The following is a 26,108-nucleotide window of genomic DNA, read 5'->3' on the forward strand; positions in this document are numbered from 1 at the left end:
ACAAGCCATCGGCGGCGGTAGCATCTGCGAATATGACCACGCCGCCGGTACCACCGAATCCGGATTCTCCGAACAGGCCGGACGATCACGGTCCCTCGGATTCATCGCAGCCCGACGATGCGGGTCAGCACCCAGGCGACACAGCGCAGCAGCCCGGAGGTTTCCAGTATCCGGGTGGGCAACAGTACCCGGGAGGCCAGGCGTATCCCGGTGGTGCCCAGCCGGGTGGCTCGCAGTATCCGGGTGGTGCCCAGTATCCGGGCTCGCAGTACCCCGGCTCGCAGTACCCCGGCTCGCAGTACCCCGGCTCGCAGTACCCCGGCTCGGGAGAGCCGCCGCCGGGAGGCCAGTCGTATCCGGGTACCGGGCCGGAATCCGGCTCCCAGTCCTATCCGGGTGCCCAGTCATACCCGGGGAATGCCCAGCAGTATCCGGGCGGTCAGCAGTACCCCGGCTCTCAGCAGTACCCCGGTACTTCGCCGTCCGGCGACACGGGGCAATCCGGCGCCGCGCCGTACCCGGGCCCCGGCCAACCATCCGCGGGCCAGCAGTATCCGGGCCAGTCGTATCCAGGACAGCCATCCGGGGGCCAGCAGTATCCGGGCCAGTCGTATCCAGGACAGCCGTATCCGGGTCAGCCACCCTCGGGCCAGCCGTATCCGGGTCAGCCACCCTCGGGCCAGCCGTATCCGGGTCAGCCACCCTCGGGCCAGCCGTACCCGGGTCAGCCATCCGGCGGACAGCCGTACCCCGGTCAACCAGTCGGCGGGCAGCCCTACCCAGGGCAGCCCTACCCGGGCCAGCCGCCGTATCCGCCGCAGCAGGGCAAGCGGTCGAGCAAGCGGCTCTGGTGGGTCATCGGAGTCGTGGTCGTCCTGGTGATCGCGATCGTCGGAGTCGTGGCTTTCGTGATGCGTGATGTGGTCACCGACAGCAAGGATGTGGCGATCGGTGATTGCGTCTCGATCAGCGGCAGTCAGAGCGACGAGAACGTCAGTGCGAAGAAAACCGACTGTTCGTCGAGCAGCAAGTTCACCTTCTATGTGGCCCAGAAGGTGAACGGCACCCCCTGCCCATCCGAGGACTACTCGCGGCTGTATTGGCTGCGCGACGGCGACAAGACCGGCGAACAACTGTGCCTGGTCCCCAATCTCACGCAGGGCGAGTGCTACCAGATCCCGATCGGTGGCCTGCCCACCGCCAGTCTCTCGGACTACAAGAAGGTCGACTGCGGAGCGCTCAGAGGTGCGGGAACCGCGATCTTCCAGGTCGAGCAACGCACCAACGGTCAACCCTCATGCACCGGTGACCAACTCGAGGTCTACTTCGCCCTGCCCACGCCGATCGGCTACTGCCTGGCCGAGCCGACCACATGACCAGACGGCACCGCCGCCCGTCGGTGAATCCGAGGGCGGCGGTGCCGTCCGGGAGTGCTGCCGGGGTCAGCTCGTCTGGCCCCAGACCCACTCCCACTTCTTGGTCGCCGGATCAAAACGGCGCCGGCGACGATAGGTCGGGCTGCCCGGGGAAGTGATGGGAGCGGCAACGCCGGCGTCTCTGCGGAAGGTCATGTCTATCGCTTTCTCGATGAGTTCTGTTGTGTCCCCGACGACTCAACTGTGTTCCGCGATGCTGGAGATGGCCTCGGCGTCAACTGCGAACTTCCTGGACGTGCCGGCATGTGGCAAGTCCACGGTTGACGCGGATCAGCTGGGCGACTCCTCGCCGATGGTCGGGCCCAGCAGATCGTCGGCGTCGGTGATGCGATAGGCGTATCCCTGCTCGGCGAGGAAGCGCTGCCGGTGGGCGGCATAGTCGGCGTCCAGGGTGTCGCGGGAGACCACCGAGTAGAAATGTGCCTGGCCACCATCGCGTTTCGGCCGCAACAGCCGGCCCAGCCGCTGCGCCTCCTCCTGGCGCGAACCGAAGGTGCCGGACACCTGCACCGCCACGGAAGCCTCGGGGAGATCGATCGAGAAGTTGGCCACCTTCGACACCACGAGCGTCTGGAGCTCACCGGAGCGGAAGCGATCGAACAGTGCCTCGCGCTCCTTGTTCTTCGTCGAGCCCTGGATCACCGGGGCGTCGAGTTCACGTCCGAGCTCCTCGAGCTGGTCGATATACGCACCGATCACCAGGGTCTGAGAATCCTTGTGCCGCGCGAGGATCGACTTCACCACGTTCACCTTCGTGTGCGCGGTCGAACAGAGCTTGTACTTCTCGTCGGCCTCGGCGACCGCATACTGCAGGCGCTCCTCGTCGGTCAGCGTGACGCGGACCTCGATGCAGTCGGCGGGCGCGATCCACCCCTGCGCCTCGATGTCCTTCCACGGTGCGTCGTAGCGCTTGGGCCCGATGAGGCTGAACACGTCACCCTCCCGGCCGTCCTCGCGGACAAGCGTGGCGGTCAGACCCAGTCGGCGCCGCGACTGCAGGTCCGCGGTCATCCGGAACACCGGCGCGGGCAGCAGGTGCACCTCGTCGTAGATGATCAGGCCCCAGTCCCGTGAGTCGAACAGGTCCAGATTGCGGTACTCACCCTTCGATTTGCGGGTCATCACCTGATAGGTGGCGATGGTGACCGGCCGAATCTCCTTGCGCTCCCCGGAATATTCGCCGATCTCCTCCTCGGTCAACGTGGTCCGCGCGATCAACTCGCGCTTCCACTGCCGGCCCGCGACCGTGTTCGTCACCAGGATCAGAGTGGTGGCGCCGGCCTTGGCCATCGCGGCCGCGCCGACCATCGTCTTACCGGCGCCGCACGGCAGCACCACAACACCGGAGCCGCCGGCCCAGAAGGAGTCGGCGGCCATCTCCTGATAATCACGCAGATGCCACTCCTTCTGCTCGAGGGCGATGGGATGCCTCTCGCCGTCGACATAGCCGGCGAGGTCCTCGGCCGGCCAGCCGACCTTCAGGAGGACCTGCTTGAGTCGGCCCCGCTCCGACGGGTGGACGACGACGGTGTCGTCGTCGAGGCGGGCGCCGAGCATCGGCGCGACCTTCTTGTTCCGCAGGATCTCCTCGAGCACCGCACGGTCGAAGCTGACCAGGGTCAGTCCGTGTGCCGGATTCTTGACGAGCTGCAGCCGGCCGAACCGGCCCATGGTGTCGACGACATCCATCAGCAGCGGCTGCGGCACGGCATAGCGCGAATAGGTGACCAGCGCATCGACCACCTGTTCGGCGTCGTGACCGGCCGCGCGGGCGTTCCACAACGCCAGGGGCGTCACGCGATAGGTGTGCACATGTTCCGGCGCACGCTCGAGCTCCGCGAAGGGTGCTATCGCCGCACGCGCCGCCGGCGCGTCGGGGTGATCCACCTCGAGCAGCAGCGTTTTGTCGGATTGCACGATCAAAGGTCCATCGGTCACCCCGTCCATTGTCCAGATAGGAGCAAATCCTGTCAGGCCACGACCGTCGTGCAGGTCTCGCCGAGGAGGCCGACACCGCGTGAGTCGCAGGTCAGGGGAAGATCGGGCCGGGCTCGCGCGAGGACGCGACGGCTCGGTCCGCTCAGGTCTCCATCAACTCCAGGCTGGTGATGCGGTGCAGCGAGAAATACTGCTCCTCCTCGGTTCCGGCGTCGACGCCCACCAGCTGACCTGCGCCGAGGGTGCGCGGGGTGACCACATGACGGCTCGCCGAACCGTGTGCGTCGACGTAGTCCACACGCAGACGGCGGTTCACCCGCAACGCGAGCTGGATCAGCGCGGTCGCCGACTCGCCACCGCCGGAGGCGCGCACCGGCGCCGCCGAGGCCGACGACGAGGCCGGTCGCGCCGACGCGGCGCGGTCCTGGGAGCGCATCCGCGAGATCACCGTGCGCAGCTGCTCCGCGGACGGAGCAGTCCGGCGAGGCTGCGTCCGCCGACGTGGCCGGGCCACGGTGACCCGGCTGCCGCGTTCCCGCAGGTCCACCAAGGTGCCGGTCGAATCCTCGCCGGCCGGGGCGAAGCCGGCCGACCGCAGGCGGTCGATCACATCGCGGATGTCGGCCGGTGACACCGCCACCGTGGGTGCGAGTGCCCGCAGCGCCAGGTGATCGGCTGCATCGCTGCGCAACACCGCCGCCAACGTCGTGGGGTCCTCACATCTGATGAACGAGGAGGCGACCCCCACCCGAAGCTGTCCGTGCTTACGCGCGACGTCCTCGATCAGATAGGTCAGGGATTGCGGCACCGGAGTGCTGGAATGGGCGGTGAACATGCCGAGGAGTTCGCTGCTGCTGCGGCCCGCGTCCAGCGCCCGCCGGACACTGTTCTCGGACACCCGGTACACCGACGCCGCGCCGCCGGATTCGAGATCGGCGACCAGGTCAACCTGTTCGGCCAGTTCCGGGGTCATCGGCCCGGGAACCGTCAATGTCAGATCGGCCTGCGTGAGAAAGTGGTCCACCGGTTCGGGCAGCGCCGTGCGCATCGCGGCGAGGATCGCCGCCTCTGCCTCGTCCCCGACGCTGTCATCGATCGCGGCGCGTCCGACGGCGGTGATCGACGAATGCGCTACGACGCCGAGTTCCCGTGCTTCCCTTAATGTTTCGTCGACAATGCGCCGCGAGAAGCGGCGGATCTGCCGAGGGTGGTGCCAGTGCAGCGCGGCGACGAGCGCGTCCGTGTCCACCGGGGCGGAACGCGACGCCTCGGACAGGGTCTCCAGGATGGCGCGACGTTGCACTGGCGCGTACGCGTCGTGCAGGTCTCCGGACAGTGCGGGCAGAGCGTTGCCGTCGCGGTCGGGTTCGCCCACCTGCCAGGCCCGCCGCGGCATCTCCAGCCAGGCGCCGAGCAGCACCCACCACTGGCGCTCCGGTGGCTGGTGTATCCAGCTGTCGGCCGCAGGGGTGGGGGCGAAGGCCTGCTCGCCGGTGTCCGACGGCGGCGGCGGGTCCGGGAATCCGGCGTCGATGAGTCGCAGGTAGGCGAGCAGTTCGGCGATGAAGGAGACGCGCTGTTGCTCGAGCCCGGTCACTTTCGCCAGGCGGCGTAGCTCGCGGACGCCGAGCGCGCCGCTGCGCAGCACGGCAGCGGGAGTCGCCCCGAGCGCACCGATCAGCGTGGTGGTGTGCCGGATCAGCTCGAGTGCCTCGCCACCGGCGGCGCCCTCGAGCGCGCCGCGGGAGAAGCGTGCCTTCGCCTTCGCCTCGTGCAGCGCCGGCGAGCGTAGATCGTCGGTGCGCAACGGGGGCTCGCCGCGCAGGATCTGGCCCACCATCGGTGGCAACTCGACGGTCTGATCGTCGATGCGTGCGAGCAACCCCGCGGCGATCAGCCGAGGGACCGGCTGCTCGGGATCCGCATTGGGCGCGGCATCGCGGCTGCGGCCCAACGCGGGTCCACGGGACAGGGTCTCGAGCAGACCCCGCTGGCGTTCGTCGAGGCCGTCGATCATCGCGCGCAGGTCGTCGGGGGTCTTGTCAGCGAGTGGACCGGTGAGGTGGTGGGCACGCCAGGGCAGGGCCGCGGGCGCATGCGCTCCCGACCACAGCGTGTCATCGGGTCCCCAGAGCAGCGCACGGCTGCGCAGCAACCGAAGCCGGTCGATGATGTCGGCACGCTCCGCCCGGCCGGAGAGTTTCGCGACGATGGCGTCGACGCTGGTCGGCGCGGGGATGCGGCCCGAGCCCTCGGTGCTCGATCTGATGGCCTGCTCGAGGACGGCCACCGCGAGCAGGTCCAGGTTCTCGCCGGCCAAGGCCGAGGAGGCCGCCGACAGCGCTCGCGACGCCAGCACCCCGGAGCCGGCGGGCGGCGGGGAGGCGAGATCGGGGCGTGCGGTGAGCAACTCGACGAGCGCGTCGTCATCGCGCAGCGTCAGATCATCGGCCAGGCGTAAATCCTGGTCATCCGCACTCATTCGGCCGATTCTACTGAGCGGGCGATCGTCGTACGTCGGCGCAGGCTCGGAGCACACGCCGGCGATGGCCTTCGGCGGGACGGCTGAGAACGCCACATGGCACAATGAGCGCGTGGCTGAGAAGAAGAAGTATGTCGACAACGGCTGGCCGAAGGACGGGGACGGCGGCGACGCTGCTCACGCGGTCTCCGAGTTCGCCGCCGGACTCTCCGGCGCGCTGTCGCCGTTCGGGGACGTCGAGTTCCCGCTGCCGCTCGACGAGCTGCCCTACGTCCAGCCGAAGACGGTCATCAACCGCTGACCTGCGGGTGTCCGAGCAGGAGCAGCATTCGGGTCCGACCGGCGCCGGGAGCGCAGCGAGCGGGCCGAGTTCCAGCGGCGCCGGGAGCGCAGCGAGCGGGCCGAGTTCCAGCGGCGCCGGGAGCGCAGCGAGCGGGCCGAGTTCCAGCGGGCCGGATCAGACCGGCCTGAGTCATATCGACTCGGCCGGCGCCGCGCGCATGGTGGATGTCGGTGGCAAAGCTGCGACCGTGCGGCGTGCGGTGGCCGGTGGCACGTTCTCGACCACCGCCGAGGTGATCTCGTTGCTCAGCGATCGCAAACTCCCCAAAGGTGATGTCCTGGCCACCGCCAGAATCGCCGGGATCATGGCTGCCAAGCGCACCGATGAACTCATCCCGTTGTGTCATCAGCTGGCGTTGTCGTCGGTGGAGGTCGATTTCGCGATCGGCGATGACCACATCGATGTCACCGCGACGGTCGGCACCAGTGGTCAGACGGGGGTCGAGATGGAGGCGCTCACCGCTGTCGCGGTGACCGGGCTGACCCTGCACGACATGGTCAAGGCCGTCGATCGCCGGGCATCGATGAACAACATCCGACTGCTGGAGAAGACCGGCGGCAAATCAGGGCCGTGGCACCGTGAGTGAGTGGCATCGTGAGTGAGTGGCGCCGTGAGTGACGAGTCGGCGAACGCCGGGTCTCGGGTGGCGCGGATCGTCGTTGCGTCGACCCGGGCGAGCCGCGGTGAGTACCCCGATCGCTCGGGCCCCGTCATCAGTGAGTGGCTCACGGCGCGAAGTTTCGTCGTCGAGGAGCACATCGTCGTCTCCGACGGCAAACCTGTGGGTGACGCGATCCGCGCCGGGGTATACGCCGGGGTCGACGTGGTGATCACCACCGGTGGAACGGGACTGACGCCGACCGACCGGACGCCCGAGGAAACCCGGGCTCTGGTCGACTTCGAGATTCCGGGACTCGCCGACGCAGTGCGGTCGGCCGGACTCCCGCAGGTGCCGACCGCGGTGCTGTCCCGCGGTGTGGCCGGAGTGGCGGGCACGACGCTGGTGGTCAACCTGCCGGGGTCGGTCGGTGGGGTACGTGACGGTTTGTCCGTGCTCGACAGCGTGCTGATTCACGCGTTGGATCAGATTCGTGGAGGTGATCATTGATGGTCCGTCCGAATTCTGGTGCGCTTATCGCGCGAGCGCACCTCTCCGACACCGTGATCGGGGTCGCCGAACACGAATCGCTGGTCGCCGAGGCCGCCGATGGCGCGGCCGGCGCGATCGTCGGGTTCACCGGGGCGGTGCGCGACCACGACGACGGACGCACGGTGACCCGACTGTCCTACAGTGCGCACCCGACCGCTCAGCAGGTGCTCGAGGAGGTCGTCGCGGAGGTGATCGACGCCGCGCAGGGAGTGCGGGCCGTAGCCGTGTCGCACCGCGTGGGTGATCTCGCGATCGGTGACGTGGCGTTCGTGGTGGCCGTTGCCGCCGACCATCGTCGGGCGGCCTTCGAGACCTGCTCGCGCATGGTCGACGAGGTGAAGGCGCGGTTGCCGGTGTGGAAGCACCAGTTCTTCTCCGACGGCACCGATGAGTGGGTCGGGTCTGCCTGATGACCGCCGGCGACGGCGGTGCCACACCGGACCGTGACCCGGAGCGCAACGAGACGCGGACCCAACGGCTCGATCGGAACTGGGCGAGCCTGCTGCAGGAGCTGCGGGTCGCGCAGACCGGAGTACAGATCCTGACCGGGCTCATGCTGACGATCCCGTTCCAGCAGCGGTTCACCGAACTGAGCGACTTACAGCAGCTGGTCTATCTTGTCAGCCTGGTCTTCTCGGTGCTGTCAGCAGTGATGCTGATCGCGCCGGTGGCGCTGCATCGATTGCTGTTCCGCCAGCACGCGGTCGCCGATCTGGTGGCCAGATCCCATGTGTTCGCGCTAATCGGGCTGGGCTTTCTCGGCCTGGCGATGACAGGGGTGCTCTCGCTGATCTTCAGCGTCGTGCTCGGCACGGCGGCCGCGGTGGTCGCGGGCACGACCACACTGCTGGTGTTCGTGGTGATCTGGGTGATCCTGCCGATGCGCGAGCGACGTCGCTCCGGCGACGTCAACTGACCCACGGGGACCGACCTCACCACCCGGTCTTGAGCCGTCACCACCCCGGTCCCTGAGAACATCCGAGCGCTACCACCCGGTCCCTGAGGAAGCTCCTGGCCGGCGTTACCACCCCGGTCCCTGAGGAGCCGCCGAGCCGGCGTTACCACCCCGGTCCCTGAGGAGCCTCCGAGCCGGCGTTACCACCCCGGTCCCTGAGGAGCCTCCGAGCCTGCGTTACCACCCCGGTCCCTGAGGAGCCTCCGAGCTTGCGAGGATGCGTCACGAAGGGCCCCTTCGTGACACCCCTCCGCTGGCGCTCCGGGGTTCCTCAGGGATCGGGGAAACACCCCTCCGCTGGCGCTCCGGGGTTCCTCAGGGATCGGGGAAACACCCCTCCGCTGGCGCTCCGGGGTTCCTCAGGGATCGGGGAAACACCCCTCCGCTGGCGCTCCGGGGTTCCTCAGGGATCGGGGAAACACCCCTCCGCTGGCGCTCCGGGGTTCCTCAGGGATCGGGGGAACACCCGTCCGCTGGCGCTCCGGGGTTCCTCAGGGATCGGGGAAACACCCCTCCGCTGGATCTCCGGCCTACCCCGGAAATGGACAAGGGCCCCGCACGGGCTCATGGCCATCGTGCGGGGCCCTTCGACTGTGGGCCCGTATGGGCTGGTGTCAACTACTGCGCTCAGGGAGTGGGCAGCTGATCCTTGTGCTGGTTGAACAGCTTGATCTGATCCGGGGTGAGCTCGTAGCCGCTCTGCTTGGCGGCCTTCCACAGGTTCTCGACCTCGGGGTTGATCTTGTTGTTCTCGACGGCCTGGCCGAGCGCCTTGTCGATCTGCGTCTTCACGTCGTTGGTGGTCTTGGCCTCAGGAGTGGTCGACCAATTGAACGGCGCAGGCAGGGTGGGCAGCTGCGGCAGAGCCGGCGTCTGGACGGCCGGAGCGGTGCGCTGGGTGGCGCCGGACAGGCCCGTGCCACAGACCGGCCATGCTCCCTTGCCCTGCGAGGCGAGAACGCGCTCGGCGACGACGATCTGCTGTTCGCGGGTGGCCTGGTCGGCGCTCGGCGCGAACTGGGTGCCGCCGTGTCCGGCCCAGGTGCTCGGGCTGAACTGCAGGCCGCCCTGGTAGCCGTTGCCGGTGTTGATGGCCCAGTTGCCGCCCGACTCACACTGGGCGACCTGGTTCCACTCGGCGTCGGTGGCTGCGTTCGCCGAGCCGGTGCCCAGTAGTGCCGCACCGCCGCCCAGGACGGCGCCGGTGAGGGCGACCTTTGCGAAGGTCTTGGTGGTCGTGGTGGTCGACGGTTTGCGGTGACGTCCGGACATAGCTGGTATTTCCTCTCTCCACGCGCCTACGAAGTCAGCTGTCGGGTTCGGGCGAGAGGTGCCCGGTCTCGGCGCGACGTGAACGTCACGCCGGGACTTAACCCCAAGGGCGTCGGTCTGACGCCCGGATCTCTGTTCGGGAGGTGGGTCCCCCGTCCTCGCTCCTAGATGTCGTACTGGCGTCCCTGGCGGCGGAGCGAGGTTCGGCGCGGTCGCCGGGACGGTATGCATTTGGTTACTTGCTTGTGACCCCCCATGGGCGTCGTTCAGTCACACTACGACGTCTGGCACCACGAATCACGTTGTTGGCAAGCCCATTTTCCGCGCCCGAGTTGGGCTTTCGACCCAGTTTTGGCGTCGTGCCTGATCACGGGTCGATAGTCGACTTGTGTCCTTCTCGTGACCGATCCGTTATGTGAGGAAGGTCACAACAGGATTGTGGTCTCAGCCACCCGCAAACGGCGGCAACACGTCGAGGGTTTCGCAGCGACCCAGTCGGGCGGTGCGGTCGCAGAGTGCGACCGAATCGCGCAGATACGAGCAGCGGGCGAGGACCCGCGCGAGGTTGGCGTCGCCGGACGCCAGGAGAGTCTCGAGTTCGCCGAGAGTGACGTCGGCCTCGAGCTCGACGACCGTGGATTCGGTCCCGGCGGCCGCGCGCGCGGCAGCGAAGAATCGGACGGTGAGTTGCACGGGTCGTCAGCCCCCGATGGCCGACATCGGCCGGGTCGGTTGGTGGAATCCGGGATCGTTGACGCCGTGGCCGGCCTTCTTGACCCACGTGTTGCCGCGCCATCGCTGGGCGATCGCGACGTCGAGCTCATCGTCGGGAAGTCCGCTGCGCAGAAGCGAGCGCAGGTCCGTCTCCGATTCGGCGAACAGGCAGTTCCGCAACTCGCCGTCGGCGGTCAGCCGGGTGCGATCGCAGTCGCCGCAGAAGGGGCGCGTGACCGAAGCGATGACGCCGACCCGTGCCGGCTCGCCGTCGACGTCGTACCCCTCCACCAGCCATGTCGCGGCGGGGGCGCTGCCCCGGGGGCGAGGATCGGGGAGCAGGGTGAAGCGCGATGCCAGCGCCGCGAGGATCTCGTCGGCGGTCACCATCGACGACCGGTCCCACTGATGGTCGGCGTCGAGGGGCATCTGCTCGATGATGCGCAGCTGATATCCGTGTTCGAGGCAGAAGAGCAGCAGATCGGGCAGCCGCGGGAGATCTTCGTGGCCCGCGAGGACCGCATTGACCTTGACGGGCAGGCCGGCGCGGTGCGCCGCGGCCATTCCCATCACGACATCGTCGAGGCGGTCGCGGCGGGTGATCTCGGCGAACCGATCCCGGTCCACGGTGTCGAGCGACACATTCACCCGGTTCAGACCGGCGGCCACCAGACCGTCGATGCGTCGGGCGAGTCCGAGTCCGTTGGTCGTCATCGCGATCTCGGGCCGGGCGGGCAACGCCGAGACAGTGCTGATCAGCTGCTCGAGATCGCGTCGGAGTAGCGGTTCCCCACCGGTGAAGCGAATCGATCGGATACCGAGGTCGCGGACCGCAACGGTGATCACCCGTTCCAGTTCCGCGGTCGTGAGCACTTCGTCGGTGGGCAACCACTGCAGCCCTTCGGCCGGCATGCAGTAGGTGCACCGCAGATTGCATCGATCCGTCACCGACACCCGCAGGTCGGTCACGATGCGTCCGAAGCGGTCCCGCAGCGGGCCGCTGGTCGGTGCGTCGGCGACCGCACCCGGGTCGGGTGACGGGGTGGTCGGCAGGCCGAGGGCGACGATGGTCATGAGCCGTTCCTGAGTGCTTCGAGCGATCGGAACGTACTGGCATGGAAGACGAGCGGCTCCACGTCGGGATCGCAACGCAGGGCCTCGATGCGCAGCAGGACCAGGGTGTGGTCGCCCGCCGGGATCTCGTTGTACAGCGAGCAGGAGAGGCCGGCGGCGGCGTCCGGGATGAACACGGCTCCGTCGTCGGTGCGCGACGGCGTGATGCCGTCGAATCGTGTCTCGCTCGGACCGGCGAGCTGACGGCAGAGGGCGGATTGGTCGCGGGCGAACACGCTGACACCGATTGCGGGGGCTTCCCGAAGCCGCGGCCACGTGGTGGAGCTGTTCTGCACGCATAGTGACACCAGCGGCGGATCGAGCGAGACCGTGGTGAAGGCGCTCGCGGCCATCCCGGCCAGTTCGGCGGTCCCGTTGTGGCCGGCGAGATGGCAGGCGACCGCGACGACGCCGGACGGAAAGCAGCTGTACGCGCGTTTGAGAGTGGCGGAATCCTCCGCCGACGTGAGATCGCCGGCGAGTGGGAGCGCAGCGTCGATGCTCACCGCACCCTCCGGCCCGACCGCAAGGCGAAGATGAGACCCAACACGAACCCGAGGGGTGCGCACATCGTCAGCACGTAGACGACCGTGGGTGCCGTGCCACCGTCGGTGACGATGGGCGTCACGAACAGGGCCACGATCGCCGCCAGTCCGACGGCGAAGACGATCACGGCTGCCTGCAGCAGTCGTGGGGACGGTCCGCGCTTCATGCTTCCACGGTAGATCACACCGCTGATGCCTGGAGGGTGCCTGGTCCTTTGGGTGCGGTGCTGGTGGGGTATTCCATGTGACCGGGCGCAGATCGGTTGGCTAGACTGAATGCTCATAGGCGCCTCTGCTCATCTGATGTGGAGCCGGGCCCGCGATGGGGCCAGCTGTTGATCAGGTGAGGGGCGCTTTTGTCATGACACGTCCGAAATGCAGATTTCCGAAATACAGATGAGGGTGAGCACAGTGCCGACCGGCAAGGTGAAGTGGTACGACGCGGAAAAGGGCTTCGGCTTCCTCGCGCAGGAGAACGGCGAGGACGTCTATGTCCGCTCGTCCGCGTTGCCCGCGGGCGTGGAGACGCTCAAGCCGGGCCAGCGCGTCGAGTTCGGGATGGCTGCGGGCCGTCGCGGACCGCAGGCCTTGAAGGTGGCTGTGCTCGAGCCGGCGCCCAGCGTCGCGAAGAACACCCGCGAGGCGGCGCGTAAAGATGTCAAGCGGCACACTCCGGATGAACTGCACGGCATGGTGGCCGACCTCATCACGCTGCTCGAGGGCACCGTGCAGCCGGAACTGCGCAAGGGGCGCTATCCCGATCGCAAGACCTCGCAGCGGATCTCCGAGGTGGTGCGAGCGGTCACCCGCGAACTCGAGCACTGAGCTCGGTTCGCCGACGTCTCAGCCGTCCTGCGGTCCCGGTAACCGAAGGTTGTCCGGGGCCGTGTCGGCGGCGAGATAGCCCCGGGCGATCACATTCTGGGTCTGACTGTCGGAGATGGCCGACGGCAACTGAACCTCGATGTTGACCAGAATGCGCTCGGGGGTGGAGTGCAGCATCGTCGTATAGGTGGAACCCGACCTCATCGGTACCGACGTGCCCTCGAGTCCCTGCGGCGTCAGGTACTGGACCACCAGATTCCACGGCCACTCGGCGATGTCCTGGGACACCGACAGAACCGCGGATTCACCGACCGGGACCGGTACCCGCTGGACGCGGATGTCGGCGGGATTCGAGGGCTCGCACTCCTTGAGGAACACGGTGCACATCAGCGTCGGGTCGACGCGGACGAGCTGATCTCCGACGGCGATCTGCAGATATGGATCGTCGTCTGAGCCGTCCCCGGACCAGTGGTCCTTGGTCAGCACCGCGACCGTCACGCCGACGACAACGACGAACGCGACGATCACCGCCGCGATGATGGCGAGCGCCTTCTTCTCTCCACTGGTCACGTTCACCGTTCAGGGCCGTCCTGTGCGATTGGGTTTGGTGGGTGGGGTACCCCGGTCATCGGTCTGCGGTTGCGGCGGAGCCTCGCGGTGCGCGCGGGCCATGCGGGTCGGTGCCTCCGACGGTGACCGGTGTGAGCGCCGGCGGAGGCGATCGGTGTCACCGAGGGCGGGGATGGCGATCGTCGGCTCGGCATAGTCGGGGCGTTGTCCACCGATACCCGGCACCAGCGACGATCCGCGATTGGTCAACACGGTCTGCACCAGCCCAATGCCCAGCAGCACCGAGACGACGGTGAACCCTATCCACAGCGTGGTCGGCAGCACCACACCGAGCGTGGCACCGAAGACCCAGCCGAGTTGGAGCACCGTCTCGGACCGGCCGAACGCCGACGCCCGCGACTCCTCGGGCAGGTCGTCCTGGATCGAGGAGTCCAGGCACACCTTGCCGATCGCGCTCGTGCCGGAGGCGACGAATGCGGCGAGCGTGGCGATCATGATGTTGCCGAAGATGGCCGCGAGGACCGCGGCAACGAAGCACGCAGCGGTGGACCACACCACGATCATCGGCGGATTCTTCAGCTCGAGGCGGGTGCCCAGACCGTTGCCCAGCATGTTGCCCGCGCCGGCCGCGGCGCCGACGGCGCCGAGCAACGCCAGCTGGGTCCAGTCGGAATGCACATCCTGCTGGGCCTTGGCATAGAACGCGATGTAGAGCGTGAGGAATCCGGTCAGGATGCGGATGGTCGCGTTGCCCCACAGCCCCGCGACGACCTTGCGGCCCAAGGGCTGGCGCATCTTCTGGGCGAGGGCCGTGGCGGTCTCGCGCGCCCCCTTGAGCCCGCTCCCACCACCCGAGTCGTGGTCCGGGGCGTGCGACATCGCACGCTCGCCGTGGTAGGTCAGGGTCGTCGGGATCTCGCCCTCGGTGACCTCCACCCGGGACGGGATGCGCATGCACAAGTACGCACCGACCGCGGCGATCACCGCCAGCCAGGCCATCGCGCCCGGAATGTGGATGGGCAGCACCTTGGCCAGCAGCAGTTCGAAGAACGCTGCCACACCGCCACCCACGATGGTGCCGCCGATCAGGCCGAAGGTGGTCAGGCGTGAGTTCACCCGGGGCAGGTCGATGGACGGGGGCACCACCCGTGGCGTGACGGCCGACTTGAGCACCCCGAACGATTTCGACAACACCAGCAGACCCAGCGCCGACGGGTAGAGCACCCACGGGTCGTACTGGAGTTGCTGTGTCGCGCCATCCCATGACGAGTTCGCCAGGATGAGCAGCGCGAGCACCACCCGCAGGCCGAAGGTGGTGGCCATCGCGATACGCCGACCGTGCTGGAGGCGGTCGAGCATCGGGCCGATGAGCGGCGCGATCAGGGCGAACGGCGCGATCGTCAACGCGAGGTAGAGCCCCACGTTGGTCTTGGATTCGCCGGTCGCCGCTGCGAAGAACAAGGTGTTGGCCAACGCGACGGCCATGGCGGCGTCGACGGCGAAGTTCGCGATCACCGGCAAGGTGAGCGCCGTCAGGCCCGATCGGTCGGCGCCGTCGGCGGTGGCGGCCTGGTAGATCTTGCCGATGCCGCGGCCGGTGAGCTGGCGGCTGCGCATGGCCGCGACACGGGCGACCGTGATCTTCTTCGGCATCGACGGATCGGTGTTCTCGGTCGACGGCATCTTCTTGGTGCCACCGATGCGGTCGGTGGGGGCGTGACCCGATCCCGGGTACCCGGCGTCGTCTTCGTCCAGCGGCGGCAGGTGCGGATTGTGCGTCCGCGGCGGTAGGTATGCGTGATCACCGTGACCGCGGGAGGCGCCCCGGCCGGTGGGACGCCCGGTGCGTCCTTCGTCGGCCGGGTAGTTCGCGGTCCCGGGATGTTCTCGGGGGCTGCGGCGGTCCTCGCCCGCCGTCGGTTCACCGTTGTCCCGGCGGGGAAAGTGGGGACGGGGTGGGTTCACACAGACGATTGTTCCTCATTGCACCGACTGGCTCTCGGCACGGTCGCCACCTGCAAAAGGGCGGGTCGGTGCCACCGGCCGCGCGCGGTGTTGCACACTGGGAGGGTGACTCTTGCATTCGATGGTGACCGGCTGCTCACCGCCGTCGACGTGGCGCGTGCCGCGCTGGTCTCCGACGGTCAGCATCCGGGAGCACACCTGGAGAGCACCCCCGAGGGTGAATGGGCCGTTGCCCACTATTTCGAGGCGGACCTCACCGGTTATCGCGGCTGGCAGTGGTGCGTGGTGCTGGCCGGTGCGCCCGGCACCGACGACGTCACCGTCAGCGAGATCGTGTTGCTGCCGGGGGAGGGGTCGCTGCTCGCACCGAACTGGGTGCCGTGGAATGAGCGCGTCGCTCCCGGCGACCTGACCCCGGGCGATGTGCTGGCCGCGGATCCCGGCGACGCCCGGCTGGTGCCGAATCAGTTCGACACTTCCGACGAGTTCCACCTCGACACCGAAGACCTCGACCCCGACGACATCGGGCAGATCGCCGGAGCGCTGGGGCTCGGGCGCCGTCGGCTGCTCAGCCCGCAAGGCCGCGACGATGCCGCCGAGCGCTGGCACGACGGCGAGTTCGGGCCGCACAGCGAGATGGCCGCCGCAGCGCCGTTCAACTGCGTGACGTGTGGCTTCTATCTGCCGCTGGCCGGTGCGCTGCGCCCGGCGTTCGGTGTGTGCGCCAACCAGTACTCGGCCGACGGTCATGTGGTGGCCGCCGATTACGGCTGCGGTGCGCACTCGGATATGACTGCGCCGCAGGGCAACGGGTCGCCCGCGTATGACGCCTATGACGACGGCGTGCTCGAGATCGTTCGTGTCAGCGCGGACGCCGGCGGGGACACGACCTCCTGACCGAGTTCGAGATCGTCGACGGTACCGATCGATTCGGGACCGATCGGTTCGGACTCGACGAGTTGCGTACGTCCACGCTGGACGCCTGGCGTTCCTCGCCCACCCGCTTGGCCGAAGACGCCGCGGCCGAACGGGATCTGGTCACCATCGGCTACCGGGACCGGCTCTTCACCGAACTCGTCGCCAACGCCGCCGACGCCGCGATGGCCGGCGCCAGAGCCGGCCGGGTCGCGATCTGGGCCGACGCGGAGTCGCTGCACATCGCCAACACCGGAGCGCCGCTGTCGGCGGCCGGGGTGCGGTCGCTGCTGTCGCTGCGGGTCTCGGCCAAGTCGGCCGGGCCGACCAGCGTCGGCCGGTTCGGTGTGGGATTCAGCGCCACCGCCGCGGTGGCCGACCGGGTGGAGGTGCGCTCCACCTCCGGCTCGATCGCCTTCGACCGCGCGGCCACGGCGCGCGCGGTTGCCGCCATCGAATCGAGCGCCGCCGCTGCGAACACCCCGTTGCTGCGGCTGGCATGGCCGATCGCGGCGCCTCCCGCCGCCGGATTCGACACCGAGATCGTCCTGGGCCTGCGCGACGAGGTGACCGCCGAGCCACTGCTGGCATCGGCGAGGTCGCAGGCGGCCGAGCTACTCCTGGAGCTCGTCGGCCTGGCCGAGATCACGGTTGCGGATGCGGCATTCACCATCGAGCGCCACGTGGCCGACTCCCCGCGGGTGAATCGGGTGGTGATCACCACGGTCGCCGCGGGTCGAACCGAACAGAGCCGCTGGATCGAGGCGGTCAGCCCTGGCTCCCGGTGGCTCGTCGAGGTCACCGATGCCGACCAGGTCGAGGTCGGTGGAGACACGTTGGCGCAGAACGTGCTTCGCGCGCCCACGCCCACCGACATCGAGTTGTCGGTACCGGCGCACTGCATCACCGACATCGCCCTCACGCCCGATCGGCGCCACCTACATCCGGATGCCGATATCGGCACGGCAGCAACGGGTTACGTCGACCTGATGACGGCGCTGCCGAACGCGCAGCGGCCCTCGCTGGTCCCCGTCCCGGCGCGCACCCGCAACCGTGACGACGCGATGCTCACCGAATCGGTCATCGCGCAACTGCGCGACGGCACCTGGCTTCCGGCCATCTCCGGTGCCGACCTGGTCCCTGCCCGGTCGGTGCTCCTGGCCGACCTGACGGCCGAACTCGCCGCCGTGCTGGGGCCGATCATGGGCGATCTGGCGCACCCCGACGTCTCGGAACGACGGCACCTGCAACGGCTCGGCGCCGTCGGCGTCACCGCGATCGGACTCGCCGACCTCGCCGAACGCCTCATCGGAACCGAGCATGAACCTTCCTGGTGGCACCAGCTCTACTCGGCGCTGTCGCCGCTGGTGACCACTGCCGCCGACGCCGAGGAACTGGGTACCCTGCCGATCCCGCGCGCCGACGGCCGGATGAACATCGGCGCGCGTGGCCTGTTCGTGGCCGTCGGAGTCGATGTGCCGGTCTCGTGGATTCCCACCGTTCACCCCGCGGCGCGGCATCCGTTGATCGAACGGCTTGGTGCCACCTCGATCTCGGTGTCGGATGCGTTGGCCGATCCCGCGCTGCGGCGTCTCCTCGACGAGGCCGACGACGACGAACTCGGGGCGACCGCCGATCAGGTGTTCGCCCTATTGGCCGCGGATACCGATGCGACGGTGCCGGAGTGGCTCTCCGGGTTGCCGATACCGGATGACACCGGGGAACTCTGCGCTGCCGACCAACTGCTACTGCCCGGCAGCCCGCTGGCGTCCGTGCTCGTCGACGACGCACCGTTCGGCGTCGTGTCGGCTGACCTCGTGACCCGGGTGGGCTCCGATGTGCTGCGCCGGATCGGGGTCGGATGGGGCTTCCTCACCGTCGTCGATGACCTGCCCGTGGGCCCCGATCACGACCTGCCCGACGAGGAGCAATGGTGGTCGACCTTCGACGATCCGCCGGAAACCCTTGCCGCGGTGCGCGATCTCGACCTGGTCGATCCGGATCGATGGGCACAGGCATTGACCCTGCTGGTCACCGACGAGATGACCGCGCCGCTGTTGGCCGACCGCGCGGGCTACACCGCGTGGTGGCTGCGGCACCACGCGATGGTGGGCGGGCAACGGTTGGGCTGGTATCGCGCACCGTCGGATGCCTCGGTCGCCGGTGCGCGCGACGCCCTCGATCACCCGCACGCCGATCTGCTCGCCGCCGCGCTGGGCGGCATCGGGATCGACACGATTGCCGACGCCGACACTATGCTGGCCCATCTCGGTGATCCGGCCCGCACGATCGCGTCCGGCGTCGCGGCCACCATCCACTCCGCACTTATCGTCGCCGCCCGCCACGGGACATTCGAACCGACTCAACTGACGCTGCCACAACGGGTTCGGTCGTCGGCCGGATCAGCGGTGGACCAGGCCGTGGTGGTGGACCGGCCCTGGCTGATCCAGGTACTCGACGCCGACGAGATGGTCGTGTCCGCCGGGCGGCTCGATCCGGACGACGCGCTGTTGCTCGCCGAGATCCTCGATCTGCCCACCGCGAGTGAAGAAGTGGACGCCGTGGTGCCCACCCCCGGTGAGGCCGCCACCTGGACGGCCACCGAGGCGGTGCTGTTCGCCGCGCAGTGGGGCCGCGACGTCGAACACGGCGAGATCCGACTCCACGACGAGCTGCAGGTCAGGGTGCGGCGCACGGGGGAGACCCGACACGTCACCGTCGCCTGGTGGGTGGACGAACGCGGTGTCACCCACCTGCCGCGTCGATACCCGTCGTGAGGATCGACGCGAGCTGACGGTAGGCGGCCGCGTCGTCGAGGCCGGTGGTGGCCGCCACCTCGCGACGTTGGATACGGCTCATCATCGACGCGGCCAGATCGGCCGCGAAGGCCGCGTCGATATCGCGGAACTCGCCGGTCGCGACCCCGTCGGTGATGATCTCCTGTACACGCGCCGCCGCCGCGGCGGTGTTCTGTTCGTAGAGGGCGCGAGTCGGTTCCATCGCGTGCAGATCGGTCATGAAAGCCGCCGACGCCGGGGTCAGGGCGTTACCGACCGCGATGAGATAGGTGATCACGCGCTCGCGGGCGGTGGTGGCGGCGGCGACCTGCGACTCGACCTGAGCGGTCGCGGTGCGGAAGAAGTGAGTCACGGTCTTGACGACGAGCTGTTCCTTGCTGCCGGCGAGCGTGTAGAGCGTCGACTTGGAGCACCGCAGTCGCGATGACAGTTCGGCCACACCCAGATGCGCAAACCCCTCCGCGAGGATGAGCGCGAGTAACCCGTCGAACAGGTCGCCCCGCCGCTGCGTACCGAAGCCGGTGGTCTCAGCCATGCCGTCCATAGTACTGTGAAAAGTACTTCAGTACTGATCCATATCCCTCGGGAGGTTTCTCATGCCGGTCGATCGTTTGCTCCCCACCGACGAGGCGCACGACCTCATCGCGCTGACCAGGGATTTTGCCGACAAGCGACTCGCGCCGATCGTCGACGAGTACGAGAAGGCGGAGAAGTACCCGGAGGGACTGTTCGCCGAACTGGGGGAGGCCGGACTCCTCGGCCTGCCATATCCGACGGACTGGGATGGTGGCGGTCAGCCCTACGAGGTCTACCTGCAGGTACTCGAGGAACTCGGCGCCCGGTGGGCGGCCGTCGCGGTGGCCGTCAGTGTGCACGGACTCGCGTGCCACCCGCTGTTCAACTTCGGCACCGATGAGCAGAAGCAGCAATGGTTGCCGGACCTGCTGAACGGTCGGATCGTGGGCGCCTACAGCCTGTCCGAGCCGCAGGCCGGCTCGGACGCGGCCGCGCTGTCGTGCAAGGCGGCAGCGGTGGACGGCGGATATCGCATCAACGGCGCCAAGGCCTGGATCACCCACGGCGGCATCGCCGACGTCTACAACCTGTTCGCCCGCACCGGCGAAGGCTCGAAGGGCGTGAGTTGCTTCCTGGTTCCCCGCGACACCGAGGGCCTGAGTTTCGGCAAGCCCGAGGAGAAGATGGGCCTGCACGCGGTGCCCACCACGTCGGCGACCTATGACGACGCTTTCATCGACGAGGGCCGTCGCCTTGGTGCCGACGGCCAGGGGTTGACCATCGCCTTCTCGGCGCTGGACTCCGGTCGCCTCGGGATCGCCGCGGTGGCGACCGGTCTGGCGCAGGCCGCCCTGGATGCCGCCGTCGACTACGCCGAGGAACGAACGGCATTCGGACGCAAGATCATCGATCACCAAGGCCTGGGCTTCCTGCTCGCCGACATGGCCGCCGCCGTGGATTCGGCCCGCGCCACCTACCTCGACGCCGCCCGCCGCCGAGACGCCGGCCGGCCCTATTCTCGGGCCGCCGCGACCGCCAAGCTCGTGGCCACCGACGCGGCCATGAAGGTCACCACCGACGCCGTCCAGGTCCTCGGCGGCTACGGCTACACCCGCGACTTCCGGGTTGAGCGCTACATGCGCGAAGCCAAGATCACCCAGATCTTCGAGGGAACCAACCAGATCCAGCGCCTGGTGATCTCGCGCTCCCTCTCCTCCCGCTAGTCACATCCGCTCCGTGCGGATCGAGGCGCTGGAACTTGCCCCCCGCTTCCTGAGGAGCGGGGCGCTGGAACTTGCCCCCCGCTTCGTGAGGAGCGGGGCGCTGGAACTTGCCCCCCGCTTCGTGAGGAGCGGGGCGCTGGAACTTGCCCCGGTCCCTGAGGAGCGAGGCGCTAGCCGAGCGTCACGAAGGGGCGGCCCTTCGTGACGGTCCTCCGCTAGCGCTCCGGACCTCCTCAGGGGGCGAGAAGGGTCGGCTCCGCTAGCGCTCCGGACCTCCTCAGGTGGCGGGGTTGTGTTGCGGTGCATCGTCTTCCGCTTCCTGAGGAGCGGGGCGCTGGAACTTGGCCCCGTTCCCTGAGGAGCGAGGCGCTGGTACTTGACCCCGTTCCCTGAGGAGCGAGGCGCTAGCCGAGCGTCACGAAGGGGCGGCCCCTTCGTGACGGTCCTCCGCTAGCGCTCCGGACCTCCTCAGGGGGCGAAAGGGTCGGCTCCGCTAGCGCTCCGGACCTCCTCAGGGGGCGAAAGGGTCGCCTCCGCTAGCACTCCGGACCTCCTCAGCCTGGATCTTTCATGTTTGTTTGGGGTGTTCGGCGTGGGAAATGCGAAAGTGCCTACCTGGCAAGGGATTATTGAATCTCCACAACACAATAATTCCTGGCAGAAAGGCACTTCGCAGGTGAAGCATAACCGCTATCCCCGTCTGGTTGTCGATGATCAACGCCGCGAGTCGCTGACGAGTTCGTCGGGGGCGTTGCTGCTGCGTGACGCGGCGCAGGTCGCGGGCCTGGACGAGGCGTTATCGGCGGCGTTGGCGCCGTGGACCTCGCCGCGGGCCACCCATGATCCGGGCCTGATGCTGCTGGATCTGGCGATCGCGTTGGCTCTGGGCGGTGACTGCGCGGCCGACGTGGCGATCGTGCGAGCCCAACCCGACCTGTTCGGGCCGGTGGCCTCGGATGCGACGTTCTCCCGGCTGATCAGCGTGTTGGCCGACGACCTGAGCACGGCGCTACCGGCGATCCGCGCCGCGCGTGCCGCGGCCCGCACCCGGGTATGGACGCGGGCGCGCCCGCTGGCCGGAACACCCGGCACCCGCGATGGGGGGCAGGTGATCGTCGATCTCGACGCCACCACCATCGGTGCGCATTCACTCAAAGAACACGCCCAACTGACCTACAAACGCCAGTTCGGGCATTCCCCGATGTGCGCGTTCGTCGATCACGGCCAGTACGGCACCGGCGAACCACTGATCATCGATCTACGCCGCGGCGGCGCCTCCCCACAAGGCGCCGACCTGCACATCAACACCACGACCGCCGCGCTGGCCCAACTGCCCGCCGCCGAACGCCCCCAGGTGCTGCTCCGCACCGACGCCGGCGGCTGTTCCAAAAAATTCCTCAGGTTCCTGCGCGCCGAGAAACTCGCGTACTCGATCGGGTTCACCCTCTACGACAACGTCAAAACCGCCATCGCCGCGCTGCCCGAGCAGGCCTGGCGCGATGCGTTCAACGGTGACGAACAACCCCGCAACGGCGCCCAGGTCGCCGAGCTCACCGACCTGATCGTCCCCGCCGCCGACCCCACCGACCCCTGGCCGGCCGGGATGCGCGTCATCGTGCGCCGCGAATACCCCGACCCCGGCGCCCAACTACGCCTGACCGACATCGACGGCCGCCGCTACACTGCGTTCGCCACCAACACCCGCGGCACCGGCTGGACCCTGCCGGTCCTGGAACTACGCCACCGCCAACGCGCCCGCGCCGAAGACCGCATCCGCAACCTCAAAGACACCGGCATGGCCAACCTGCCCTTCCACGAGTTCACCAAAAACCAGATCTGGCTCGAAATCGTCTGCCTGGCCGCCGAACTCTTGGCCTGGACCCAAACCCTATGCTGGCCCGAACACCACCCCGCGCGCCTCTTCGAACCCAAACGCATGCGCCTATGCATCCTCGCCGTGGCCGGACGCACCATCCACACCGGCCGACGCCACCTGCTACGACTACCCCGCGGCTGGCCCTACAACGACCTCATCTACCAGGGCTACACCGCCCTGCACGCCGCCTGACACACCACACAGCAGCCCCTGCCCCTCAACCCAGGACCCGAAGAACCGGCGAACACCAGCGCCGGCGATCACCCACACCCACACCACACCAACCCCACACCCAGCCGCCGAAACCCCCAACCCACCACCACATGAAAGATCGAGGCTCAGGGGGCGGGGCCCCCTCAGATCGCAGCCTCCGGGTCGTAGCGGAAGGCGCGGCGTTCACCCGCGCCGAAGCGTCGGGAACCGAGCTTGGCGATCAGGAAGACCGGCATCGGCACGCGGCTGCGCAACGCCTGGCGAGCCTCGTCGTCGAGACCCTTGATGGCCCACGGCGCGATGCGGAACATGTCGATGAACGTGTTGTCCTCGCCGAAGTGCTTCTCCAGTTCGGCCCAGTCGTCGGCCGACAGATACTTCTGCACCAACGCCAGCGCGTCGTTCTCCTCGTGTTCGAGATGTGCGGCCAGATGCTCGCGTGTCTGATCCAGAACGTAGGTGAGTGTCTCGCGCGCAGTCGAATCCGCGTCGGACATCTGGGCGAAGCCCGCGTCACACGCCTCGAGCAGCGGGTCGATCCGACCGTGCTCGGCCTCCATGGCGTCGAGTACGTCGCGTTCGGCGGGGGTGCATCGCGAGGCGAGAAGAGGCCACAGCCAGGCATCTTCGCCGCTGTGGTGGTGGTGCAGCGTTTCGCGGAACAGTGCCCACCGGGTCTGCAGGGCGCGCCAGGTCGCATAGTCGGGGACCGGAGTGCGCGGCACCGAACGCGCGAACTGGTCCAGGTCGCGCCGGAAGGCGTGGTGCATCAGGTACATCATGAACGGGTCGATCGGTCCCTCGGGCGCGGCACTCTGCCCGGGGAGTCGGAACTGTTCGACGTGGGTGGGGGCGGTGGGGGAGTTGGTGATGGTCATCGGATTTCCTTATGTGAAGTGGTCGGTTGGTGGGTCATGATCAGGGTCGCGCGGGTCGCTTGCAGCCGACTTGGAGCGCGCTTGCGAAGGTCAGGTCAAGGCCGGCTCCTGCTCGCGTTCGGGCTCGGTCGAGTCGTCCGGTACGGGTGCGTCGTCGAACCCGCCCTCGATGCCGATCTCGGGGAGTAGGCGGTCGAGCCAGGCAGGCAGCCACCAGTTGAATCGTCCGAGGAGCGACATGGTGGCCGGCACCAGGACCATCCGGATGAGGGTGGCGTCGAGGAACACCGCCACTGCCATCCCCAGGCCGAGCATCTTGAGCACGATGTCGGTTTCGGAGGCGAAGCTGATGAACACGGCGACCATGATGGCCGCGGCGGTGGTGATCACCCGCCCGGTTTTGGCCAGCCCCGTGATGACGCTGGCCCGGGCATCGCCGGTGGCGAGCCATTCTTCCCGGATACGCGACAGCAGGAACACCTCGTAGTCCATGGACAGGCCGAACAGGATCGTGAAGATCAAGATCGGCACCCAACTCGACACCGCGACAGGGTGATCCACACCCAGCAGTGACAGTCCCCAGCCCCACTGGAACACCATGGTGAGGAAACCGAAGGCGGCGGCCACCGATAGGAGATTCATGAACGCGGCCTTGATCGGGATGACGACCGACCGGAACACCACGGTCAGCAGCAGGACCGAGGCGGCGACCACGAAGCCGATGACCACCCAGAGTCGCTTCTGCAGCAACGCGGAGATGTCGTCGAGGTAGGCGGTGTAACCGGTCAGGATCGCGCCGTCGGGCAGCGCGGCGCGGATCTCGTCGAGCACGGCGGGCGTCTGCGCGTCCGCGGGGTCATGGGAGATCGTGATGGACATGACATCAATTGCGCCATCTGGAGATTCAGTGACGGGTGCGACGGAGGTGACGTCCGGCAGCCGGCCGATCTCGTCGGCGGCGTTGGTCAACTGGGCGGCATCGACCCGATCGGTGGGTGCCACCACCACGACGTCGGCGTTGGCCCCGGCCCCGAACTCACTCGCGAGCAGGTCATGCGCCTGCCGGGTGGTCAGCTCAACGGACTGGGCACCGGAATCCTGCGGCCAGGTCCGCATGGCCACCGCGGGGGCGGCGAGCGCGAGCATGGCGAGCATCGCGATGATGATCGCGGCGACGGGCCGAGCCCCGATGCGGGCGGCCCACCGCGCGGTGAGCGGGGGACGTTGCGGCGCTTGACCGTCCACGACCGGATTGGGCGCGGCAGCCTTCCGTGCCTTTCGGGGGATGATTCGTCGTCCGCTCACCCGGCACAGTGCGGGCACCACGATCAGGGTGGCGGCCAGCATCGCGATCACCGCGATCGCGGTGGCGAAGCCGAACGACGAGTACGTCGGCAGCCCGGCCAGGCGCAGCCCCAGCAGCGACACCAGGACGGTGGTCGCGGCGAACACGGCGGATCGTCCGGCGGTGGCCACCGACCGGGCGGCGGCCTCGATCGGGTCGTGGCCGCGGCGCAGGAACTCGACGTGACGGCTCACCACCAGCAGCGCGTAGTCGATGCCCACGCCGAGTCCCACCATGGTGGCCACCATGGGTGCCGACGGACTGACCTCGAGGACGCCGGCGAGTATCGTCACGCCGGCCGATCCGGCGAGCAGACCGGCGATGGCCGAGGCGATCGGCAGGCCCGCCGCGATCACCGAGCCGAACGCGAAGACCATGATCAACAGGGCCAGCGTGATGCCGACGATCTCGGCATGACCCTTCATCGGCGCCGCCGCGGTCTCGGGCAGGGACCCGTTCATCTCCACCTGCAGGCCGGCCGCCTGGGTGGGCGCGATGGCCTCTTCCAGCGCACTCGCGTCGCCCATCAGGTCGGGGTCGGTCTCGGGGACGTCGTACCCCACCACCAAGACACCGGTGTCCTGGTCGGCGCTCATCCGCGGGTCACTCACCGAGGCCACATGCGGCATCTGCTGGAGCCGCGCGCGCAGATCCGAGGTCGCCGTGGATGCGAGCGCGCCGTGGTCCGAATGAACGACGACGTTCGCAAAGGCATTGCCGGCGCCGGGGATGTGGTCGCGCAGGAGTTCGATGCCGTCGTGGGAACGCGTTCCGGGCACGTCCCAGTTCTCGCGCGTCTGCCCACCGAGGGCCGAGGCCGCGCCCAGGAGAACGGCGAGCGCCAGCAGAAAGCCGAGGAGGGCTCGAATCGGATGAGCCGCACTGGCGTGCCCGATCCGGTAGAGCAGGGTGGTCTTCATGACGGTCCTTCGGTCGAATGTCGGAGTACTTCTGACCGTTAGGGTGGGTTGCATGACTTGCGGCTGGCTTGGGCGTGACTTGAGTCCGGTCGGACGGACCCGAGCAAAGGGCTCCC

Annotated in this window: 23 protein-coding genes and 1 riboswitch; of the genes, 11 read left to right on the forward strand and 12 right to left on the reverse strand. The window is 68.3% G+C overall.

The features are described from left to right. Positions 1-32 precede the first annotated feature (32 nt). Entirely contained in the window at positions 33-1,376 is a 1,344-nt protein-coding gene (locus ACVT6V_RS10285; RefSeq protein ID WP_489899706.1) for an LppU/SCO3897 family protein, read from the forward strand. Between the two features lie 330 nt (positions 1,377-1,706). Here ACVT6V_RS10285 and ACVT6V_RS10290 read toward each other — a convergent pair whose 3' ends face one another. Beyond that, positions 1,707-3,374: a DNA repair helicase XPB gene (locus tag ACVT6V_RS10290; protein ID WP_489899707.1), complete on the reverse strand. Its 1,668-nt coding sequence runs from the start codon at positions 3,372-3,374 to the stop codon at positions 1,707-1,709. Between the two features lie 142 nt (positions 3,375-3,516). Beyond that, on the reverse strand, positions 3,517-5,856 hold the full coding sequence (locus ACVT6V_RS10295; protein ID WP_489899708.1) for a helicase-associated domain-containing protein: 2,340 nt from the start codon (positions 5,854-5,856) through the stop codon (positions 3,517-3,519). Positions 5,857-5,920: 64 nt separating this feature from the next. Here ACVT6V_RS10295 and ACVT6V_RS10300 point away from each other — a divergent pair, with 64 nt between their 5' ends. From ACVT6V_RS10300 to ACVT6V_RS10320, 5 genes are all read left to right on the forward strand, one after another. Then, positions 5,921-6,157 (forward strand): hypothetical protein, encoded by a 237-nt coding sequence (locus ACVT6V_RS10300; RefSeq protein WP_489899709.1) that lies wholly within the window; start codon positions 5,921-5,923, stop codon positions 6,155-6,157. Positions 6,158-6,323: 166 nt separating this feature from the next. Then, entirely contained in the window at positions 6,324-6,785 is a 462-nt protein-coding gene (gene moaC, locus ACVT6V_RS10305) for a cyclic pyranopterin monophosphate synthase MoaC (RefSeq protein ID WP_489900771.1), read from the forward strand. A 24-nt stretch (positions 6,786-6,809) separates the two neighbouring features. Beyond that, complete coding sequence (locus ACVT6V_RS10310) at positions 6,810-7,307, forward strand: MogA/MoaB family molybdenum cofactor biosynthesis protein (RefSeq protein WP_489899710.1); 498 nt, start codon at positions 6,810-6,812, stop codon at positions 7,305-7,307. After that, on the forward strand, positions 7,307-7,759 hold the full coding sequence (locus ACVT6V_RS10315; protein WP_489899711.1) for a molybdenum cofactor biosynthesis protein MoaE: 453 nt from the start codon (positions 7,307-7,309) through the stop codon (positions 7,757-7,759). Before ACVT6V_RS10310 ends, ACVT6V_RS10315 begins: the two co-directional genes overlap by 1 nt. Then, positions 7,759-8,265: a DUF6328 family protein gene (locus tag ACVT6V_RS10320; protein WP_489899712.1), complete on the forward strand. Its 507-nt coding sequence runs from the start codon at positions 7,759-7,761 to the stop codon at positions 8,263-8,265. Before ACVT6V_RS10315 ends, ACVT6V_RS10320 begins: the two co-directional genes overlap by 1 nt. A gap of 666 nt (positions 8,266-8,931) precedes the next feature. Here ACVT6V_RS10320 and ACVT6V_RS10325 read toward each other — a convergent pair. The 5 genes from ACVT6V_RS10325 to ACVT6V_RS10345 all read right to left on the reverse strand — a co-directional run bounded on the left by ACVT6V_RS10325 (position 8,932) and on the right by ACVT6V_RS10345 (position 12,115). Beyond that, the gene (locus ACVT6V_RS10325) at positions 8,932-9,576 is read right to left on the reverse strand and encodes a transglycosylase family protein (protein ID WP_489899713.1); all 645 of its coding nucleotides are present in this window, start codon (positions 9,574-9,576) and stop codon (positions 8,932-8,934) included. Positions 9,577-9,583: 7 nt separating this feature from the next. After that, a riboswitch (cyclic di-AMP (ydaO/yuaA leader) is annotated at positions 9,584-9,768 on the reverse strand. Positions 9,769-10,020: 252 nt separating this feature from the next. Further along, complete coding sequence (locus tag ACVT6V_RS10330; protein ID WP_489899714.1) at positions 10,021-10,269, reverse strand: MoaD/ThiS family protein; 249 nt, start codon at positions 10,267-10,269, stop codon at positions 10,021-10,023. 6 nt (positions 10,270-10,275) lie between these two features. After that, positions 10,276-11,364 carry a GTP 3',8-cyclase MoaA gene (gene moaA / locus ACVT6V_RS10335; RefSeq protein WP_489899715.1) on the reverse strand — a complete coding sequence of 363 codons (1,089 nt, stop codon included), beginning with the start codon at positions 11,362-11,364 and terminating at the stop codon, positions 10,276-10,278. Beyond that, positions 11,361-11,903 carry a flavin reductase family protein gene (locus ACVT6V_RS10340; protein ID WP_489900772.1) on the reverse strand — a complete coding sequence of 181 codons (543 nt, stop codon included), beginning with the start codon at positions 11,901-11,903 and terminating at the stop codon, positions 11,361-11,363. Before ACVT6V_RS10340 ends, moaA begins: the two co-directional genes overlap by 4 nt. Before the next feature lie 2 nt (positions 11,904-11,905). Then, on the reverse strand, positions 11,906-12,115 hold the full coding sequence (locus ACVT6V_RS10345; RefSeq protein ID WP_489899716.1) for a hypothetical protein: 210 nt from the start codon (positions 12,113-12,115) through the stop codon (positions 11,906-11,908). 244 nt (positions 12,116-12,359) lie between these two features. Here ACVT6V_RS10345 and ACVT6V_RS10350 point away from each other — a divergent pair, with 244 nt between their 5' ends. After that, positions 12,360-12,773, forward strand: a complete 414-nt coding sequence (locus ACVT6V_RS10350; RefSeq protein ID WP_489900773.1) for a cold-shock protein — start codon at positions 12,360-12,362, stop codon at positions 12,771-12,773. Between the two features lie 18 nt (positions 12,774-12,791). Here the strand turns inward: ACVT6V_RS10350 and ACVT6V_RS10355 are convergent, their stop codons facing one another. After that, positions 12,792-13,343: a DUF2771 family protein gene (locus tag ACVT6V_RS10355; protein WP_489899717.1), complete on the reverse strand. Its 552-nt coding sequence runs from the start codon at positions 13,341-13,343 to the stop codon at positions 12,792-12,794. 9 nt (positions 13,344-13,352) lie between these two features. Continuing rightward, positions 13,353-15,308 carry an MFS transporter gene (locus ACVT6V_RS10360; protein WP_489899718.1) on the reverse strand — a complete coding sequence of 652 codons (1,956 nt, stop codon included), beginning with the start codon at positions 15,306-15,308 and terminating at the stop codon, positions 13,353-13,355. Positions 15,309-15,413: 105 nt separating this feature from the next. On the opposite strand from ACVT6V_RS10360, the gene ACVT6V_RS10365 reads away from it, so the two are divergent. Both ACVT6V_RS10365 and ACVT6V_RS10370 read left to right on the forward strand, forming a co-directional pair. Then, positions 15,414-16,205, forward strand: coding sequence for a DUF3027 domain-containing protein (locus tag ACVT6V_RS10365; RefSeq protein WP_489899719.1), 792 nt, complete (start codon positions 15,414-15,416; stop codon positions 16,203-16,205). A gap of 62 nt (positions 16,206-16,267) precedes the next feature. After that, positions 16,268-19,000 carry a sacsin N-terminal ATP-binding-like domain-containing protein gene (locus tag ACVT6V_RS10370; RefSeq protein WP_489899720.1) on the forward strand — a complete coding sequence of 911 codons (2,733 nt, stop codon included), beginning with the start codon at positions 16,268-16,270 and terminating at the stop codon, positions 18,998-19,000. Here the strand turns inward: ACVT6V_RS10370 and ACVT6V_RS10375 are convergent. Continuing rightward, on the reverse strand, positions 18,969-19,556 hold the full coding sequence (locus tag ACVT6V_RS10375) for a TetR/AcrR family transcriptional regulator (RefSeq protein WP_489899721.1): 588 nt from the start codon (positions 19,554-19,556) through the stop codon (positions 18,969-18,971). The two genes, ACVT6V_RS10370 and ACVT6V_RS10375, sit on opposite strands and share 32 nt — an antisense overlap. A gap of 61 nt (positions 19,557-19,617) precedes the next feature. Between ACVT6V_RS10375 and ACVT6V_RS10380 the strand changes: the two genes are divergently transcribed. Next, positions 19,618-20,760, forward strand: a complete 1,143-nt coding sequence (locus tag ACVT6V_RS10380; protein ID WP_489899722.1) for an acyl-CoA dehydrogenase family protein — start codon at positions 19,618-19,620, stop codon at positions 20,758-20,760. 676 nt (positions 20,761-21,436) lie between these two features. Then, positions 21,437-22,828, forward strand: coding sequence for an IS1380 family transposase (locus ACVT6V_RS10385; protein WP_489897037.1), 1,392 nt, complete (start codon positions 21,437-21,439; stop codon positions 22,826-22,828). Between the two features lie 164 nt (positions 22,829-22,992). Here ACVT6V_RS10385 and ACVT6V_RS10390 read toward each other — a convergent pair whose 3' ends face one another. Further along, on the reverse strand, positions 22,993-23,727 hold the full coding sequence (locus ACVT6V_RS10390; RefSeq protein WP_489899723.1) for a hemerythrin domain-containing protein: 735 nt from the start codon (positions 23,725-23,727) through the stop codon (positions 22,993-22,995). Between the two features lie 90 nt (positions 23,728-23,817). Next, positions 23,818-25,992 (reverse strand): MMPL family transporter, encoded by a 2,175-nt coding sequence (locus tag ACVT6V_RS10395; protein ID WP_489899724.1) that lies wholly within the window; start codon positions 25,990-25,992, stop codon positions 23,818-23,820. Between the last annotated feature and the right edge of the window lie 116 nt (positions 25,993-26,108).

Source organism: Gordonia sp. LMA167, assembly GCF_058130025.1.